The 16,281-nt window shown below is 58.9% G+C and carries 11 protein-coding genes; 7 read left to right on the top strand and 4 right to left on the bottom strand.

All coding sequences use genetic code 11. The features are described from left to right. Positions 1-163: 163 nt before the first annotated feature. Positions 164-1,072 carry an alpha/beta hydrolase gene (locus NZK35_RS20250; RefSeq protein WP_259634343.1) on the bottom strand — a complete coding sequence of 303 codons (909 nt, stop codon included), beginning with the start codon at positions 1,070-1,072 and terminating at the stop codon, positions 164-166. A gap of 729 nt (positions 1,073-1,801) precedes the next feature. Here NZK35_RS20250 and NZK35_RS20255 point away from each other — a divergent pair. Continuing rightward, positions 1,802-2,272 (top strand): hypothetical protein, encoded by a 471-nt coding sequence (locus NZK35_RS20255; protein ID WP_259634344.1) that lies wholly within the window; start codon positions 1,802-1,804, stop codon positions 2,270-2,272. A 50-nt stretch (positions 2,273-2,322) separates the two neighbouring features. Further along, positions 2,323-2,751, top strand: coding sequence for a hypothetical protein (locus tag NZK35_RS20260; RefSeq protein ID WP_259634345.1), 429 nt, complete (start codon positions 2,323-2,325; stop codon positions 2,749-2,751). Positions 2,752-2,991: 240 nt separating this feature from the next. On the opposite strand, the gene NZK35_RS20265 is transcribed toward NZK35_RS20260, so the two are convergent. The 3 genes from NZK35_RS20265 to NZK35_RS20275 all read right to left on the bottom strand — a co-directional run bounded on the left by NZK35_RS20265 (position 2,992) and on the right by NZK35_RS20275 (position 8,603). Then, the gene (locus NZK35_RS20265; protein WP_259634346.1) at positions 2,992-4,113 is read right to left on the bottom strand and encodes an ATP-binding protein; all 1,122 of its coding nucleotides are present in this window, start codon (positions 4,111-4,113) and stop codon (positions 2,992-2,994) included. 189 nt (positions 4,114-4,302) lie between these two features. Further along, on the bottom strand, positions 4,303-5,049 hold the full coding sequence (locus NZK35_RS20270) for a metallophosphoesterase (protein ID WP_259634347.1): 747 nt from the start codon (positions 5,047-5,049) through the stop codon (positions 4,303-4,305). Between the two features lie 191 nt (positions 5,050-5,240). Then, complete coding sequence (locus NZK35_RS20275) at positions 5,241-8,603, bottom strand: sulfatase-like hydrolase/transferase (RefSeq protein WP_259634348.1); 3,363 nt, start codon at positions 8,601-8,603, stop codon at positions 5,241-5,243. Between the two features lie 387 nt (positions 8,604-8,990). On the opposite strand from NZK35_RS20275, the gene NZK35_RS20280 reads away from it, so the two are divergent. The 5 genes from NZK35_RS20280 to NZK35_RS20300 all read left to right on the top strand — a co-directional run bounded on the left by NZK35_RS20280 (position 8,991) and on the right by NZK35_RS20300 (position 16,158). Then, the gene (locus tag NZK35_RS20280; RefSeq protein ID WP_259634349.1) at positions 8,991-9,407 is read left to right on the top strand and encodes a response regulator; all 417 of its coding nucleotides are present in this window, start codon (positions 8,991-8,993) and stop codon (positions 9,405-9,407) included. 131 nt (positions 9,408-9,538) lie between these two features. Then, on the top strand, positions 9,539-10,534 hold the full coding sequence (locus NZK35_RS20285) for a glycosyltransferase family 2 protein (RefSeq protein WP_259634350.1): 996 nt from the start codon (positions 9,539-9,541) through the stop codon (positions 10,532-10,534). Then, on the top strand, positions 10,534-12,102 hold the full coding sequence (locus NZK35_RS20290; protein WP_259634351.1) for a hypothetical protein: 1,569 nt from the start codon (positions 10,534-10,536) through the stop codon (positions 12,100-12,102). Before NZK35_RS20285 ends, NZK35_RS20290 begins: the two co-directional genes overlap by 1 nt. Before the next feature lie 117 nt (positions 12,103-12,219). After that, entirely contained in the window at positions 12,220-15,585 is a 3,366-nt protein-coding gene (locus tag NZK35_RS20295) for an AsmA-like C-terminal region-containing protein (RefSeq protein ID WP_259634352.1), read from the top strand. An 84-nt stretch (positions 15,586-15,669) separates the two neighbouring features. After that, a complete protein-coding gene (locus NZK35_RS20300) occupies positions 15,670-16,158 on the top strand; it encodes a hypothetical protein (protein ID WP_259634353.1) in 489 nt (162 codons plus the stop codon). The last annotated feature ends 123 nt before the right edge of the window (positions 16,159-16,281 follow it).

Consider the following 16,281-nt stretch of genomic DNA (forward strand, 5'->3'; position numbering starts at 1 on the left):
GGTGCTTCGTGCCCTCCGCCGGCCCCCGTGTCGGCGGAGGGGCATTTGAACCGAGCGTTTGTCCTCGCTCTCCCCATTCGGACATCGCAGCAATGCCTCGAAAAACCTGGGTCCTGAGCGATGAGCCACTAAAATCCACGAAGAACCCCTCGAGGGAGAGAATCTAAATCGTCACCACGCCCAACCGCCGCAACCAATCGGCGCATAGATCGGGCCATTGTTTCGCCCCTGGCAACTGCTGCGCCAGACCCAGTCCATGCCGGCCTTCGGGGAACACATGCAATTCAGCCGCAACGCCGTTGCGGACACATGCCAGGTAATAATCCAGACTGTTCTGGACCGGAACCGCCGTGTCTTCACCGGTGTGGAACAGAAACGCCGGCGGTGTGTTCTCGGTCACCTGTTTCTCGTTCGACAGCGATTCCAGCAACGCCGCGTCTGGCTCCGCGCCGATCAGGTTTCGTTGGCTGCCCTTGTGGGTGTAGGGTTGGCCAAACGCGATCACCGGGTAGCACAGGATGCTGAAATCCGGTCGCGACGAAACGCGTGCGATCGGGTCTTCCGCTGCGGGATCGGCGTCTGCGAAATGGGTTGAGACCGTCGAACACAGGTGGCCACCGGCGGAAAATCCGATCACGCCGATCCGTTGCGGATCGATGTTCCACTCCTTGGCGCGGGCCCGCAAGGTTTGAATGGCCCGCTGTGCGTCCATCATCGGCGCGGGGTGTCCGTAGCCTTTGCCCGCATTGCCTTTGCCCCGCAACCGGTAAGTGCAAATTGCCGAGCTTACGCCCAAGGACTTGAACCATTCTGCGAATTGATAGCCCTCGTGATCCATCGCGTGCCCGCCGTATCCGCCGCCGGGCAAAATCACCACCGCCGCGGTCGGCGCATCCGACTCGACTCGCGTCACGATCAATTGCGGAACGTCGCCTTCACCGCGGAGCGTGGTGCCCGGCGGCAAGTCCGGCCACAGCGATTCGGTCGTCGAGCCCGCCGGCGGTGCTCCGTTGCAGACAGAGACCGCGATCGAAAGGAATGCCAGGCAACAAAGTCGAAGTCCAACGTTCATGAAAGGAATACCAAAGTGGGAAAGAGTTGCAAGTTTGTCATGGTGCACGTGATGCGAAACACAGTTTACACCCCGCAACGCCCACCGCGCCATCAGAACCACTCGCGGGCGATCATCGCTTCCCAAATTCAGGTCGGCGGCGTGCCAATCCAAAGCTTGGAGTCTTTATGGACGACTTTCAGGGCCGGAGGGCCGGTACAGTGTCTGCCGGTGGTGTCAGCCACCGGAAATGGATTCCCGGGTTATGCCCAAGGCCCAGCGGGCCGACACAATCTTCGGGCGTCCATCGCTCCGAAGGACCGACTGTGCCGGCCTTTCGGGCCTTCGTGGTTCAATGCATTCGATACCGGTGGCTTACACCCAATGCCACTTACTTTGGCTCTAAAGGTGTTAGCGGAACGGCGCGAGCCGTCCGGTCGCGCTTCAAAAACACCGTGAAAGACCGGAGGGCTCGCGCCCTACCGCTGACAAAAACACCCCGTTTGGCGTCAAAGGAGATGGCATGGGGCATACCACCGGCACGCACTGTGTCAGCCCCTCGGGCTTCGTCGCGGATGTCCAGCGAAAATGTCAGCGCCTTGGGAGCGAGATACCCACGACGTTTCCGGACGAGTACATTGGCAACGAACGGCGACGGCTCAAATTGTCGTCGTGACCGGACGCGCGAACCAATCGGTGCACCGCTGTTCGTCTTCTACCATCCTTGGTTTTCGTATCACGATCTTCCGAATGTTTGCCGAAAGACGCCAACTGCAAAACGATGAGTCCCAGCGCGGCGTGGGAGCCTTGATCGCAGTCATCTCGCTTGCTGTCGGTTGGGTCTTGGGGATACTTAGCGTCCAGCCTGGTGACGAGAATCATCTAGATGGGGCGAAGACTCTTTCGGGATACATTGAACCATTGCAGGACCCACGCGAGCGTGAACTTATCCGAAAGTTGGAGATCGGCGACGATCTATCGACAAACGTCGATTTGCGAATGCTCGCCGACGAGGTGATCTCTCCCGGTGACAAACACTTCCAGATGATCTACGATTTTTATGCGACAGACCCTCTCAACCTCCCAGAAGACGGCGGTGAATGGGAGATTTTATACTTCGATTTGCGGACTCAAGAATATGAGGGCGTACGAGACTACTACATCATCACTCGTGACTGCGAGGTACTTGCAGTGGGTGAAGGTGAATCGGTAACAATCTGAGTCGTTTATCGAATCATGCGATACACCACAAGCCAAAGCTCAGGAACATCATGAACCGATTCTCCCTTTTTGCGTTTGTCGCCCTCCTCGCACTCGGTTGTGAAAAGGCTGATTTCAGGAACGGTTATCGCCCTGGCGAACTTGAAGTGATCGGCGATGCCATGGTTTACCACCTAGCTGATGGCGTCATGATTGAGGAAAGCAGGAATGGGAGCAAGGTTTATTACTTGATCGAGTCCACCGTGGCGGACTATGAGCTAACCGCCGAGGGCTTGGAGATTGAACTCGAAGGCGAGAAGGCCGGAACCTATTCGACCACCCCGGCGCCGGAAGGTGACGTTGCCGCTTGGATCACGTTAGTCGCTGGGGACGGCCCAGAGTTGACGAGGTTTCACGTTGATGCGGCGACACTTGCAGAGTTGACTCAAAATCTTGCCGCCGAGATGACAGTTCGGGATGTCTACAGTCTTAAACAATAGATGCCAAACAGTCCGTTCCGCACGGCGCCACGGGCTTGAATTTTCTGGCCGCAGGTCGTCAGCGTTTTGGTGCGGCCGTTGTTTTGACCTCTTATGACCAGTTGATTGATCCACAGGCGTATGACTCCCTCGTCACTCGCGTCGTGAGGTTCGAGTGAGTTCTTCTTTGGCGCAAAGACGAATCCGCCTCTGCTCGCGGCGCGGCACCCTAAACCCAAACGTTGATGCAGCACGACGCCGCTAGCGAACGTTCTGACGAACTGGCAGCGTCAAGTAGAAGGACGCACCGCCCAAGACGGATGCGCCGGCAACCAGTCGGCCGGCGTGCCCTTCGACGATCCGACGGGCCGTGGCCAGACCCAGGCCGGTTCCGATGGTTTTGGTCGTGTAAAAGGGCTCAAAAACCTTTTCCTGATCCGCCGCGGGGATGCCCGGGCCGTTGTCGCTGATGACCATGGTGATCGCCGAACGCCCGCCCAATTGAGCCGGTTGGTAAGAAACATCGACTAGCGTGGTCGAAGGGCCAGATTCGGCCGCGTTACTAAAGATTACTTTCAAGGTTCGCCAGATCGCGTCACGGTCCATTTCGCAATCCAACTCCATTCCTCGCACCAGATGCTGCAGCTTCAGTCGATCGTCAAAGGGGGAAAGGGATGCCCAAGCCTCCTCGACCACGTGGTCCAACCGGCCGACCGATAACGACAGTTGGATCGGCTCGGCATAGTGTTGTACCTCTTGGTACAATCCGACCAGGCGTCGTTGGGCGAGTTCGATGCGGTCGAGCAACTTCGTCGCCTCGGCGTCTTGCTTGATCGAATATCGCAGCAAATCGATAAAACCTTGGGCGCGATGGAGCGAGTTTCGGCCCTTGTGGCTCAATCCCTTCATCGCTTCACCGATCGCCGCCAGCCGCGTCGATTCGACCAGTTTGTTTTCCATCAGCTTGCGATCGGTGATCGTCAGGTGGGCCGTCACCGCTTTGTCGGGATCGTTTTTCAACGGTGAAACATGCAGCATGAACCAACGTTGCTGTGTCGGCGAATGGCATGGGTACTCGAGCGTGAACACCTGTCGCTTGCCGTGGAGCACATCGCTGGTTCCCTGGAAGGCCTGTTCGGCGTAAAACACGTCAGGCCCTTGAGTCGATCGGCAGACATCCAGATAGTTTGCCCCGACACCGGTTGCCGCGGGCCGGCCACCGTTTTGCAGCGCAAAATCGTCCCAAGCCTGGTTCGTCAGTGCAATCGCCCCCGTTGAGTCAATCACCGCCAACGACACCGTCAGCGAATCGAGTACTTTTGCCGCCAAGTCCAGGCTGGGATGGATCTGCGTAGAACCATTCAACGCGTTGGTAACTGCCATTGGATGCTCATGGGACAGTAGTTTGTTTCCAGCGAAACTGGAGACGGTTGATTATAGCGCTCTTTGATGCGCGGCAACGCACAAATCTTCTGTTTAATGTGCGAGATAGGCACCCACTTCCGTCTCAGGCCAGCGACGGAGGTGCGTGCACGTCGCATACCAAGCATGCGCGAATTGGTTTGTTTGGACTTAGGCCCGTACGGTGGCCGGTGCACTGAGTGTTGTTTCGACGATTCGAAACTTCATGCCGCGGATGGCCGCACCGCCGTTGTGAAAGCAAAGCCCTTGGTACTGAATGCCATCCAGATCGACATGGGTGTGTCCGAAGTAGACATCTGTCACGCCATCGTCCAGCCCATGGCCGATTCGTTCGACGTACGCGTTGATCCGCCGCAGCACTTTCATTTCTCGAATCGAGAGCACCACCAATCGATGCAGCCGCGCGTGAATCGCCATGTCATAGGCCACGTGCCACAATCCGGTCTTTTTCTTCTTCCGCTCGAATTTCTGCCGCCGCGAATCCAATCGCGCGTGGTCGAGCGGTCCGTCGGCGACGTCGCCGTGCAAAAACAGGCAGTTGTCCAGACGGGCGAAGTAGCGATGCCGCGTGAAATTTGGATGCCGCGATGCCAAAGCATCTAACTGCTCGACGAATTCAGGGCGTGAATCATGGTTGCCCAGGATGTAGTGGTACTCGCAATCGGCATTTTGCTCCAACAGGTCTTCGATCCACTCGACGGCCTTTTCCACCGACCGCTCATCGCTCTCGTGGGTGCTCCATTTGAAATCAAAGATGTCGCCTCCCAAAACCACCGTGTGCGTCTGACGAACTCTGTCGCGCAGCTCCGGCAGAATCAGCTCTCCGGTCGACCGATTGGAGAACAGATGCAGATCCGAGACGAAATAAGCGTTTGTCGTTTCCGATTCACTCATCATGCTGTTCTGACTCCCTTTAAGCGCACGTTGCGGTAACGCTGTGAAGCATTGGTTAGCGGTCGGGCGCGAGCCCTCCGGTGTGTTGGAAAAGATGAAGAACCGGAGAGCTCGCGCCCTGCCGCTAGAACCTCAAGAAACACATGGGAAAAATGCTTCACCGCGTTGACTCTGCGGGTTGCGAACATTTCACGTCACTCCACCTCTCGATGCCGGACATCTAGGGTCAGCGGCCATCCCGGGATTTGCTGCTGATCCGGTTTGCGGTCCGAATCCAGCGTGTGTAATTGTAACGTGATCCGGCTGTGGGGTTTGTCGAACAGGACCATTCCATAGCCTTGCTTGCCCGGCGCGGTGGCGGCAACGGTCAGCTTGTTGCCGAAGCGGTCGTGGTGGTTCCCGGAGCCTTCGATCCCAGGAATCTCCCGGCCTTGGGCCGGCTCGCTCGGCCCCCAGCGACGGTTCTGCTCGGAGGCAAACGCGGGCACCGAAAACGACCACGGACCATCCCCCCAGTCATCAATTCCTAATTGCGCCAGAGTTCCAAAGTGGATGTCGCCGGAAAGCATCACGGCCTGCGATGGCGCGATCGCACGCAACGCCCGGTCTCGAGCCGATTGCGGCCAGCCATTGGAATCCATGTCGCCGAAGCGTGTGTCGTAGTTTGCGATGTTGACCAGCGGCGACTGATTCAGGACGGCGGCCAACTGTTTGCGTTGCTCGACCCGGCGGGCCCAGTCGCGGACAAATTCTTCCTGGACTTTACCGAGCAATTGCAGGTCAGGCCGGTCCAGCTTAGCCGCGTCGAAGGCGGGATCCATGATGACTTCCAGGGTCCGATTGGGGGCGTCGGATTCGGGATCCTCGATGGCCGCCGAAAGCACCTCGCTCGGCGGAGATTTGAATTTTCGATCTTCAAGTATCGCCAATGAGACTCCGCCGTAGTCGAGTGACGTGAAGTACGCGTTGATGCCATCTCCCCAAGGTCCGGGCGATGCGGGGTCGGGTAGATGGGCGGTTTGAGTCAGCTCGGCCGCATTGACCCACATCGGATCCGCCGGATAGCCGCCCGCGGTGCGGTCGCCCGTCATCCGACGCCCACCGTTGCCCCACAAATCATTGGCATACACGTCGTGATCATCGGTGATCATGATCGACGGGCGGTCTTTCAGCAGATCGCGAAAGATCAGTCCGAACTTTCGCCACTTGGCCAGGTAATTGGCCATGCCGGCGGGGACTTCGGATTCGTCTTGAGGCGTGATCACTTCGCCGCCCGCGTTGCTTTCATAGATTTGGTCCCCGGCAAAGAACACCAGGTCGGGGTCTTGCCCGATCATTTGGGCGACGGCTTCGGTGTACGGAAAAAATTTGTCGTTGACGCAGGCCACGACCATCAATTTGAAAACCGGCTGGTCCGTCGGTTCCTTTCGAATCACGCCCTGCCATTGGCTCTGTCCGCTGACGACGCGATACGGCATGCTCTGTGTTGCATCCCAATCGTCCAACCGGAACGTTGCCATCGCAGTGAGCGGATCAACGCGTGCCTCCGCTTCGGTCGACCACTGATGCTCGCGATAAAGTTGCAATCGTACGGTCGCATCGCTGGGATGGAGCGGATCTGCGTCGGTGTGGGCGGTCAATTTGACGGTGCGGTTGCTCAATCCGTACTGGGTCCAAAGGACCGCCGGCGTCTGATCGTCCGCGTTGGGCAAACGCGTGACCGTCACGAAATAGGCGCCGTGTCGTTTGCCGTCGGGCGTGACCAGCCAAGTCGACAATTCGCACGGTCCGGCCGGCAGTTCCAATTCGAACTCGGCCGACGTCGTCGTTCGGGGATCCTCGATCGGCCGTTCCATCGTTCGGCCAGCGATCTCGATCCCGGCCGCGGTGGAATCGATCGGTTGCTCCAGGTAATCCGGCCAGCGCGAAAGTGAAAACCGATAGTTGCCGGCCTCGGCCACTTCGATCCACCAGGGACCATTGGCGATCATCCGCTTGACGACATGGGCGTGTGCCCACGGCGGGTTTCCACCGGGCATCACCCATTCCTGGCTGGTCAAATGCGTCGGATTCTCCCGCTCGGACCCGATCAAGATGCGAGTCGGTTGCATGCCCGCCTTGATTGAATCGAACCAGTCGAGGTGGGCCTGGTTGAGTTTTGCGAAGACGTCCGAATAGTCCTCGGCAACATTGTTTCGCTGTGTGGGGTCGTTCTGCATGTCATACAGTTCACGGCCTTCGACGAGATGCCATCGCTGGGTCATCGCGACGCCGATCTCCCACGGATCGCCCGGTTTGACGTAGCCGTTTCCGCCATGCATCTGGCTATGCAGCACGCGGTCCGGCCAATCGGGGTTGGGATCGGTGATCAGTGGCACCAAGGAGCGTCCATCGAGTGCGGGCCAATCGGCTGGACGTTTCAGACCGCACAGGTCGATCAGGGTGGGCGTCAGATCCAGGTGTGCCGACAGCGTGTCGATCCCTCGTGGCGAGCCGAGATTGCCCTTCGGCCAGCGAAGGAACAACGGCACGTGATGGCCGCCATCGTAGGCGGAACTTTTTCCGCCACGCCGGCCGGCATTCTCGCGGGCGTCGACGGGCCAGCCGGTGATACGCCCTCCCTTGCCAAAAATCGTTCCGGCCGAGGTGCCGTTGTCGGTCAAGAAAATCAGCACGGTGTTGTCGGCGAGTTGCTCGGTCTCCATCCAGCCAAGCAGCCGCCCCAGGTTCCAATCGAAGTTCGCGACCATCCCTTTGAATGCCGCTTGGGTTACCGGCAGACCTGCATCCAGAAAGGGCCGTTTCCATTTGTCTGCGACCAGGTAAGGACCGTGCGGCGCGTTGGTTGCCAGATAGACGAAGAACGGTTTATTGCCGCCGGCATCGCGAGCGGCTTCGCTCATGAAGCTCATCGCTTCGTCAAACCAGACGTCCGTGCAATAACCGTCGAATTGCTTCCAGCGATCTCCGACCAGATACGTGTCGTCGAAGTAGTCGTTTGTCCAATAGTCAGAGATTTGAGTCAACCCGCCGCAACGGTGCCAAACCGATCGATCGAACCCGCAATCCATGGGACGTGACGGGGCACAATCCCCGAGGTGCCATTTGCCGAACATCCCCGTCGCGTAACCGTTTTGCGAAAACAGTTCCGCCAACGTTTTTTCACGCGGGTGCAGCGCCGTCAGACCGGACGAGGTGCGATACGCGCCGGTGCGAGCCGGATAGCGACCGGTCATCAAGGCCGCACGCGTGGGCGTGCAATACGGCGAGACATGGAAATTGGTGAATCGAATGGATTGCGCGTGAAGCGCATCCAAGTGCGGCGTCTTGAGATGCGGGTCGCCGTGGCACGACATGTCGCCATAACCTTGATCGTCCGTCATGATCACCACGACGTTCGGGCGAGTTCCGGCATCAGCACCGCGCGCGGACTGAGTCAGAACGGTCGCCATCAAGATCACGCATGCAGACGCAAACCCGATGCCAATCCGCACGGGGACCGCGTGATCGAAAACCAGACCATTGGCCGCGGGATGCCGAAACGAAGAGAAGAACATGATGGCACTTAAGAGGTCTCGAAGAGATGACGGCAGTGTATTCAAATCCACTGCACTATAACAAAGTTGCTCGGCGAACGAGCTTTCCTCCCGTAGTCCAACCAGCGCGACCACGTCGGTCGCGATCCTCGCGTTGACTTCCCCCCGGAATGAGTAAGACAAGTTGTGATGGTGCGTGACCGGTTGTTGCTGAAGGTTTAAACAAACAGAATGAACCACTCAATTGCCGGCTGTGATTTTGATAAAACCTGGCACCGGCGGGGGACAAACAAGGTATGATCACGGCTTCGGCGCGATCACGTTTCGGTGACGGGAACCGCTTCCCCTACGCCGTTCCAAAGCGGTCACTTTTATTCGGAACAAATCGATCCGAGACAGGAGTTCGGGGTGGTAAATTCAGCTGAGTTGATGAATCGACACGGCGGTATCAAGTTACTGTGCATCGACGACGACGTCCTTGGGCTCAAGTCGCTGACCGTGCTGATGCAAACCCTAGGCTATCAAATTGATTGTGCCGAAAGCGCGGCGACCGGTTTGGAAATGGTCCGCAACGGAGACTACAACCTGGTCATCACGGACATGAACATGCCCGAGATGAATGGTCTGCTTCTGACTCAAGAGATTAAAAAGATCGTACCGAAAACACCCGTCATCGTGATCACCGGAAGCATCGACATGGGCAGCCGTGAGCTGGCGTCGGGTGTCGGCCCTGACTGCGTGCTCGTCAAGCCGCTCGATCTGCACGAATTCACTGATCACTTGAATCGCTTGCTGCAGGGTGAAGCGTCACCCGACAAGGACTGAACGGTTCAGCCCACTGGCCCACCCCCTCTGCGACCGCCACCGATCGCACCGGCGGGACAAAACGACCGCATTTCTGCTAGGATGCTCCGTCCCCCTCTTCGACAGCTCCGACGCTTGATGAGACTGCTTTGATGAATGGTTTTCCGGGATCCGCGACGTTCGTGATCCCCACAATGGACGAACAAGACACTGTGGGCACGTTGGTCGATCAGATCGGCGAGGCCTGCGGCGGCATCGATTTGCCCCATGACGTGCTGTTGATCGACGACGGTTCCACCGATCAAACGTGGTCCCGGATCGAAGCGCTTGCGGCCCAGCACGACCACGTCCGCGGCATCCGGTTCCGACGAAACTTCGGCAAAGCGGCGGCGCTCTCGGCCGGGTTTGCCCAGGCTACCGGCGACGTCGTGTTCACGATGGACGCCGATCTGCAAGATGATCCGGTGGAGATCCCCGCGTTCATCGCCAAGCTGAACGAGGGTTTTGACGTCGTCAGCGGCTGGAAACAGAAACGCAAAGACGCACTCGACAAAACACTGCCCAGCAAGGTCTTCAATTGGCTGGTCAGCCGGATGACCGGCGTGCACCTGCACGACCACAATTGCGGGTTCAAAGCGTACCGCGGTCCGGTGACCAAAGACGTCACGTTGTACGGCGAGCGACACCGTTTCGTTCCCGTCTTGGCCGCCGCCCGGGGCTGGCGCGTTGCCGAAATCCCCGTCGTTCATCATGCCCGCCAATTCGGCCGATCCAAGTACGGCGTCTCGCGACTGGCCAAAGGGTTCCTGGACCTGCTGTCCATCTTTTTCTTGACGACGTTCGGCAAGCGGCCCTTCCATTTCGTCGGGGCGATCGGGTTGCTGTTCTTTTTGACCGGTGGCTTCGGGCTCGTTTACCTGTCCGCGATGTGGGTGATCTCGCGACAGTTGGAATCGATGAGAGATGTCGATCTGCATGCCTCGGCGCTGTTTTACTATTGCATCACCGCGCTGCTGCTGGGGGCACAGATGTTCCTGGCCGGGCTGTTGGCCGAGTTGATCGTTTCCTTATCCGAACAGTCCAAGCACCCCTACAGTATCCTGCAAGACACCGACGCGACTGCGGCATCGACGGACGGAGGTCAATGATGAAAGATGCGAGCGAAAAGGGGATTCCGATCGCCGGCGTCTACACGCTGTTGATCGTGATCGCGCTCTCTGTCGTCTCGGGCCGCATCGCCTCGGTCATCAGCCGGGAAGGTGACACGCCGTTCTTGAGCGCCAACGATCGATCCCGCTGGTGTACGATTGCCGCGTTGGTCGAAAACGGAACGTATCAGATCGATCCGTTCCTGGAACGCCGTGGGATCAAACAGAATCGCCGCCCTTGGTCGACGATCGATCTGGTTCGGCACCGCGGCCGCGACGGGCAACTGCACTACTACAGCAGCAAGCCGCCGCTGCTGCCGACGATCTACGCCGGCGTGTATTGGTGTGTTTCGCGGACGATGGGGATGTGGCTGAGCGATTATCCGATCTATGTCGGTCGCGTCATCCTGTGGTTGGTCAACGTCCCGACGCTGTTTGTGTTTTTGATCTGCACCATTCTCGCCCTCGACCGCGTCACACACTCCGTTTGGGCAAAGTGTTTTCTCGCCGCATCGGTCTGCTTCGGTACGATGTTGCTGCCGTTTTCGATCGCCCTAAACAATCACTTGCCGGCGGCCGCGTCGGCTGCGGTGGTGCTCTACGTCTTCTTGCGATCGTTGCAGCTGCCGACTGGCCACGGATGGTGGTTGCTGGCCGGACTGGCGGGCGGATTCACCGCCGCGAATGAATTGCCGGCGCTGTCGATGACCGTTTTCTGGGGCGGGCTGCTGTTGCTGGTCCGGCGGCGATCGCTGCCGGCCTATTCCGCCGGCGTGCTCGTTGTCGCGGCCGCATTTTTTGCGACCAATTGGATCGCCCACCAAAGTCTGCGGCCGCCCTACACGCACCGCGGTGACGGCACTCTGATCACCACGCTCGAGCTAGCCGAACCGACCGACGATCAATTGCGTTCGGCGCTGGCGGCGCACGATTTGGCATCGGATCAATCCCAGATCGAAACCGGCCCGTCACGCGATCCCCGGCGGACCCGCGTTGTCGTTGATGGGAAACAACAATTCGGTCTGATTCGCAGCGTTGACGGAGTTTCGCAGCTGCGGCATTGGGACGATTGGTACGACTATCCGTCCAGCTACTGGGTCGACGGGAAACGCCGGGGCGTCGACGTCGGCGAGCCGTCGCGCCTGGTCTACGCCGCCCACATGACGGTGGGGCACTACGGGATTTTCTCGCTGACCCCGATCTGGTTGCTGATGCCGATCGGATTGATTGGATTGCTGTCATCACGCTCCACCGAGCTGCGTCTGTTGCTCGCCGCGATCGCGCTGGCGACCGTCGTCTGTGCGGTGTTTTACCTGCTCCGGCCAGAGATCGACCGCAATTACGGCGGGGTCAGCGTGTGTTTTCGTTGGATGCTGTGGTTTGCACCGCTGTGGTTGTTCGCGATCGCCGGACCTGTAGAGTGGCTCAGTGATCGTCCGCTGGGGCGGTGGCTGGCGTACGTCTTGCTAGCAGCCAGTGTGACCTCGATGTCGATCTCGCTCGACGGTCCCTGGCAGTCTCCTTGGCTTTACCGTTTTTGGCAGTATTTGGGCTGGCTCGCCCCGTAAATCAGGCACTACTATCGTGTCGTCCGACGGACCGCCAATCCGTCGGACACCCAACAGAACGACGGATTGGCAATCCGTCCCCATGCTGGCTCGCATTCCACCGGGGCTAGAGACTCTTTGAGCGGCAAGGAAGCCGAATCGAAAGACATCGCAACATCGGGAAAGTCCTCTCGATGGATGGTCGTTGCGCTGTTGATTGCGGCGATCGTTTTCATCATTCGCTTCATCGCCCCGCAGACCGTGGGGGAACAGGTCCGACGTCATGTCGAACAGACGTTTCGCGACCACTATCCCGATCTGGAAATCTCGATCGGTCGGGGCCGTGTCGAACCGAACATCGGATTGATCCTGGATGACATCCGGATCATGCAGCCGATGAAATCCGAGTCGGCTGCGACGCGGCGGGCGCGCACCCTGAGTGATCGTCTGGGCATCACCGCCGACGCTTCACGCGAGCTGGTGCGGATTGGCCAGATCGTGGTGGTGGCGAGCGCCGATATTTCAAAACTGCTTGAAAAAGAAAACCCGCTGGTCACGCGTCGGATCGTGGTCAGCGGGGTTCGCGCGCACGCCTGGCTGGATGAAGACGGCAAGCTTTCACTGGAATCGCTGTGGCCTCTGCCGACGTTTGGCAAAGTCGCTTGCCCCAGGATGGAGGTCCGCAACGCCAAGCTTGTGCTGGCCAACGAGTCCGCGGATTCGCGTCCGATCGAAATCGATGTCGCGCAGGCGGTGATCTTGAAGCATTTCGCTTGCGAGACGGATCCTCGCGGTTCGGACGACTTGGGATCGTCAGCCGAATCCGCCAGCACATGCTCCTCGACCATCACGGCCAATGGCACCGCCGCCTTTGCCGAACATTTTTCTTTGCAGATCACCAGCGATGGCAAGCAAACCGATGTGCGGGGCGAAGTCCGCGGCGGAAAACTGACCGGCGAGCTGATCGATCGCTTGCCGGCACAACTGCAAGAAAAACTGCAACCGCTTCGTGGACTGGAATTGCTGGCCGACACGACAGCGATCGCGCGGATTCAGCCCGGCCATCCGATCAACTTCGCGACCCGCAGCCGCATTCACGACGGTCGGTTTCGGCACCCCAAGTCATCGATGCCGGTGAAAGAGATTCGCGGGGTACTGAGTTGCCGTCCGGGCGGTGTGCAACTGGAATCCTGCCAGGCGTTTTGGGGCGACGCGCGGATCAAGCTGGACGGCTACACCGTTGGTTATTCGGACCCGATCGAAGCTCATCTCGATGTCTCGGCCTACAACCTGATGCTCGATCAGCGGTTCGCCGCCGTGATCCCCCAGCGGTTGGAAGCCGGCTGGAAAAAATTCGAACCGCGCGGATTGATCGACGTCACCAGCGCACACTTTGACGTTGTCGGTGACCGGATCGAAACGACCGCTGAAATCACCTGCAAGGGCGTCGAGCTGAACTACGAAAAATTCCCCTACCCGGTCCGCCAGATCACCGGAGAGCTATTGATCAAGGATCAGCGGGTCCAAACAAAACTTGCCAGCGGGCGGATCGGTGGTCAGCTGATGCAGTGTGTGTTCGACCTGCCCCTGCGTTCCGGTTCGCAACAGCAACGCGTGTTCTCGGTCGCGATGGCCGGGCCGATTGCGATTGACGGGGAACTGTTGAACGCGCTGTCACCACGCGGGGGCGAGGTTACGGCGCTGGAGCGTTTCATTCGTTCGCTGAATCCTCTCGGAGCGATTCATCTGGTCCGTGGCACGATGCGGACCGACGCTGACGGAGTCAAGCATCAGGACATGGAATTAAAAGTCAGCGATGCGACGCTGCGATTCGACGCGTTTCCGTATCCGCTGTACAACGTCACCGGCGACATTCGCGTCGTCGATGATCACGTCACACTGACGGGATTCCAAGGCTCCAATGCCAACGGCGGCGTGATTCGGTGCGAGGGCGACTACCGGGTTCCTCCCCGCCGCGACGAACACGGAAAAGCAGAATCCATCGTCTCGTCGTCGGGGCCATCGTTGGTGATGGAGTTCGGCGCCACCCGAATTTCGCTCGACGAAGCCCTTCGCAGCTCGCTTCCGCCGACGTCGCAACAGACCTGGGACAACCTCGCCCCCAGTGGAGTGCTCGATTCGCTGAGCATTCAATTGGTTCGCGACGCTCACGATAGCCCGTTGAAGCTGAACGTCGCCGCCAATCAATTTGATTCCAAGCGAATCGGTTCAGACACCTTACGATTGCAACCGATCGCACTGCCGTATCGATTGGACATCGTCGAAGCCGCGGTTCGATACGAAGGCGGACGTGTGATGATCGACGCGATTCGGGCCGAGCACGGGCGATCAGCAGTCTCCGCCGACGGTGGCTGTTGGCAGCTCAAGGACGGTCGCTGGTTGTTGAGCGTCGACGTGCACAACGGCAGTCGATTGATTCCTGACGCCGAATTGATCAACGCGCTGCCCGAACAGATGCGTGGAGCCATGCGTGGATTGAACCTCCGCGGCCCGGTCGGCTTGAGCGGACTGACCGAAACGCTACTCTCCGATGACAGCCACCCCGATCCGATCTTTGGCTGGGACCTGCAACTTCAGTTGGAAGGCAACCGAATCGGCGACGTCGGGCCGGTGCACGGGCTGCGCGGTGAACTGTCGGTCAAGGGTCGCAAGGACGCGCGCGAAATCGCCGCCGAGGGCGAAGTCCGGATCGATTCGCTGCACATCAATGATCTGCAAATCACGCAGCTCCGCGGCCCCTTTCAAATGCGTGACGATCGTCTTCGCTTGGGAGGCATCGGCCGCAACGGCGAGTTCCAACAACCGATCGAAGGCCGTTTGTTCGACGGTACGATTCGCATGGATGGCAACGTGACCCTGTCAGATGCCAATTTTGACGTACGGTTGGCGCTGATCCAGGCCAAACTTCCGGTCCTGTTGGCCGAATTGGGGCACGGCATGAGTGATTTGACTGGCTCGCTCGTCGGCAGCATGAATCTGGAAGGCGTGCTCGGGACCACCGATCTGCTGCGTGGCCAAGGACATGCCGTCGTCACCGATGCAAATCTCTATCAGGTCCCGGTGTTGATGCAATTGTTGAACGTGCTCTCGATCACGCCGACCGAGGACGTCGCGTTCACCAACGCCGATATCACCTACCGGCTGAGCGAAAACGAGATCTTTTTTGACGACTTGAAACTCTGGGGCAGCCTGATCGCATTGCACGGAAACGGCATGCTCGATCGCCGCCGCGAGCTCGATCTGACCTTCAACACCCGCGTCTCACCCCGCAACACCTTCACCCGGATCCTGCGTCCGCTGATGGACCAGCGTTACACGTTATGGACGGTCGACGTGACGGGACCGCTGGATGACCCCAATATCGAACGTCGCGCACTCGACCGTGTCGGCCAAACCATCGATTGGCTGTTCCAAGGCATGAACGCCGCCCCCCCGGCCCAGCGCAAAGACCGCTCGGCCGGCATCGGACGGATGCTGCAATAATGGGAAACCGGGCGCTCGTTCGCCCTTCTTTGCTCCGCGTACGCGGTTCCATCGCAATTCGTTCCCCCACTGAATTGATCTGTCGTGACGAATCCCTATGCTCCGTCAACTGTCAAAGAAGCTCGTCCGTCGGAATGGACCGTAACACATCTCAACACAGTCGCGGGTAGTTGGCTGATTGTCTTTGGACTCTTGCATTTCTTCGCGATCAATCTTCTTTCACAATCCTACTCCGTAGCAACTGCCCAATGGACGCCGCTGTTGTTGACCGGACTTGGCGTGTTGGTCGCGATGCAATTCCGCATCGCTATCGCCCTCACACGACTCATCGGTTCATTCACGATCGTGGGGCTCGTTTTTGCGGGCATTCTGCTGGTGGCCGGCTTCGGAAATGGCGGGGAATTGACGTACGGCAACACCACGGTCACTGACCCAACACCCTGGCAACTCTTGCTCTTGTTGGCAACGATCGCTGCGACCATGATTCCGCCCTGGGCCCTGCTTCAACGCGCCGCGGGGGTGAACCATCGGCAGCAGCGCAGGGCGAGACTTGAGCAATTGTTTGACGATTGAAGACCAACCGTGGCCGGAACGGGGGAAACACAGTCCAATCGCCCCCGAGAGGCAACGCTGTGAAGCATTTTTTAGCGGCAGGGCGCGAGCGGGCTGTCGTTTTTGTGAGCCGTGACGCGTAAG

This window comes from Stieleria sedimenti, assembly GCF_025060895.1.
Classification (GTDB): Bacteria; Planctomycetota; Planctomycetia; order Pirellulales; family Pirellulaceae; genus Stieleria; species Stieleria sedimenti.

Excerpts from the sequence above, each read along its gene's own strand:
- NZK35_RS20250 (WP_259634343.1), bottom strand. The coding sequence starts at position 1,072 with ATGAACGTTGGACTTCGACTTTGTTGCCTGGCATTCCTTTCGATCGCG.
- NZK35_RS20255 (WP_259634344.1), top strand. The coding sequence starts at position 1,802 with ATGTTTGCCGAAAGACGCCAACTGCAAAACGATGAGTCCCAGCGCGGC.
- NZK35_RS20260 (WP_259634345.1), top strand. The coding sequence starts at position 2,323 with ATGAACCGATTCTCCCTTTTTGCGTTTGTCGCCCTCCTCGCACTCGGT.
- NZK35_RS20265 (WP_259634346.1), bottom strand. The coding sequence starts at position 4,113 with ATGGCAGTTACCAACGCGTTGAATGGTTCTACGCAGATCCATCCCAGC.
- NZK35_RS20270 (WP_259634347.1), bottom strand. The coding sequence starts at position 5,049 with ATGATGAGTGAATCGGAAACGACAAACGCTTATTTCGTCTCGGATCTG.
- NZK35_RS20275 (WP_259634348.1), bottom strand. The coding sequence starts at position 8,603 with ATGTTCTTCTCTTCGTTTCGGCATCCCGCGGCCAATGGTCTGGTTTTC.
- NZK35_RS20285 (WP_259634350.1), top strand. The coding sequence starts at position 9,539 with ATGAATGGTTTTCCGGGATCCGCGACGTTCGTGATCCCCACAATGGAC.
- NZK35_RS20290 (WP_259634351.1), top strand. The coding sequence starts at position 10,534 with ATGAAAGATGCGAGCGAAAAGGGGATTCCGATCGCCGGCGTCTACACG.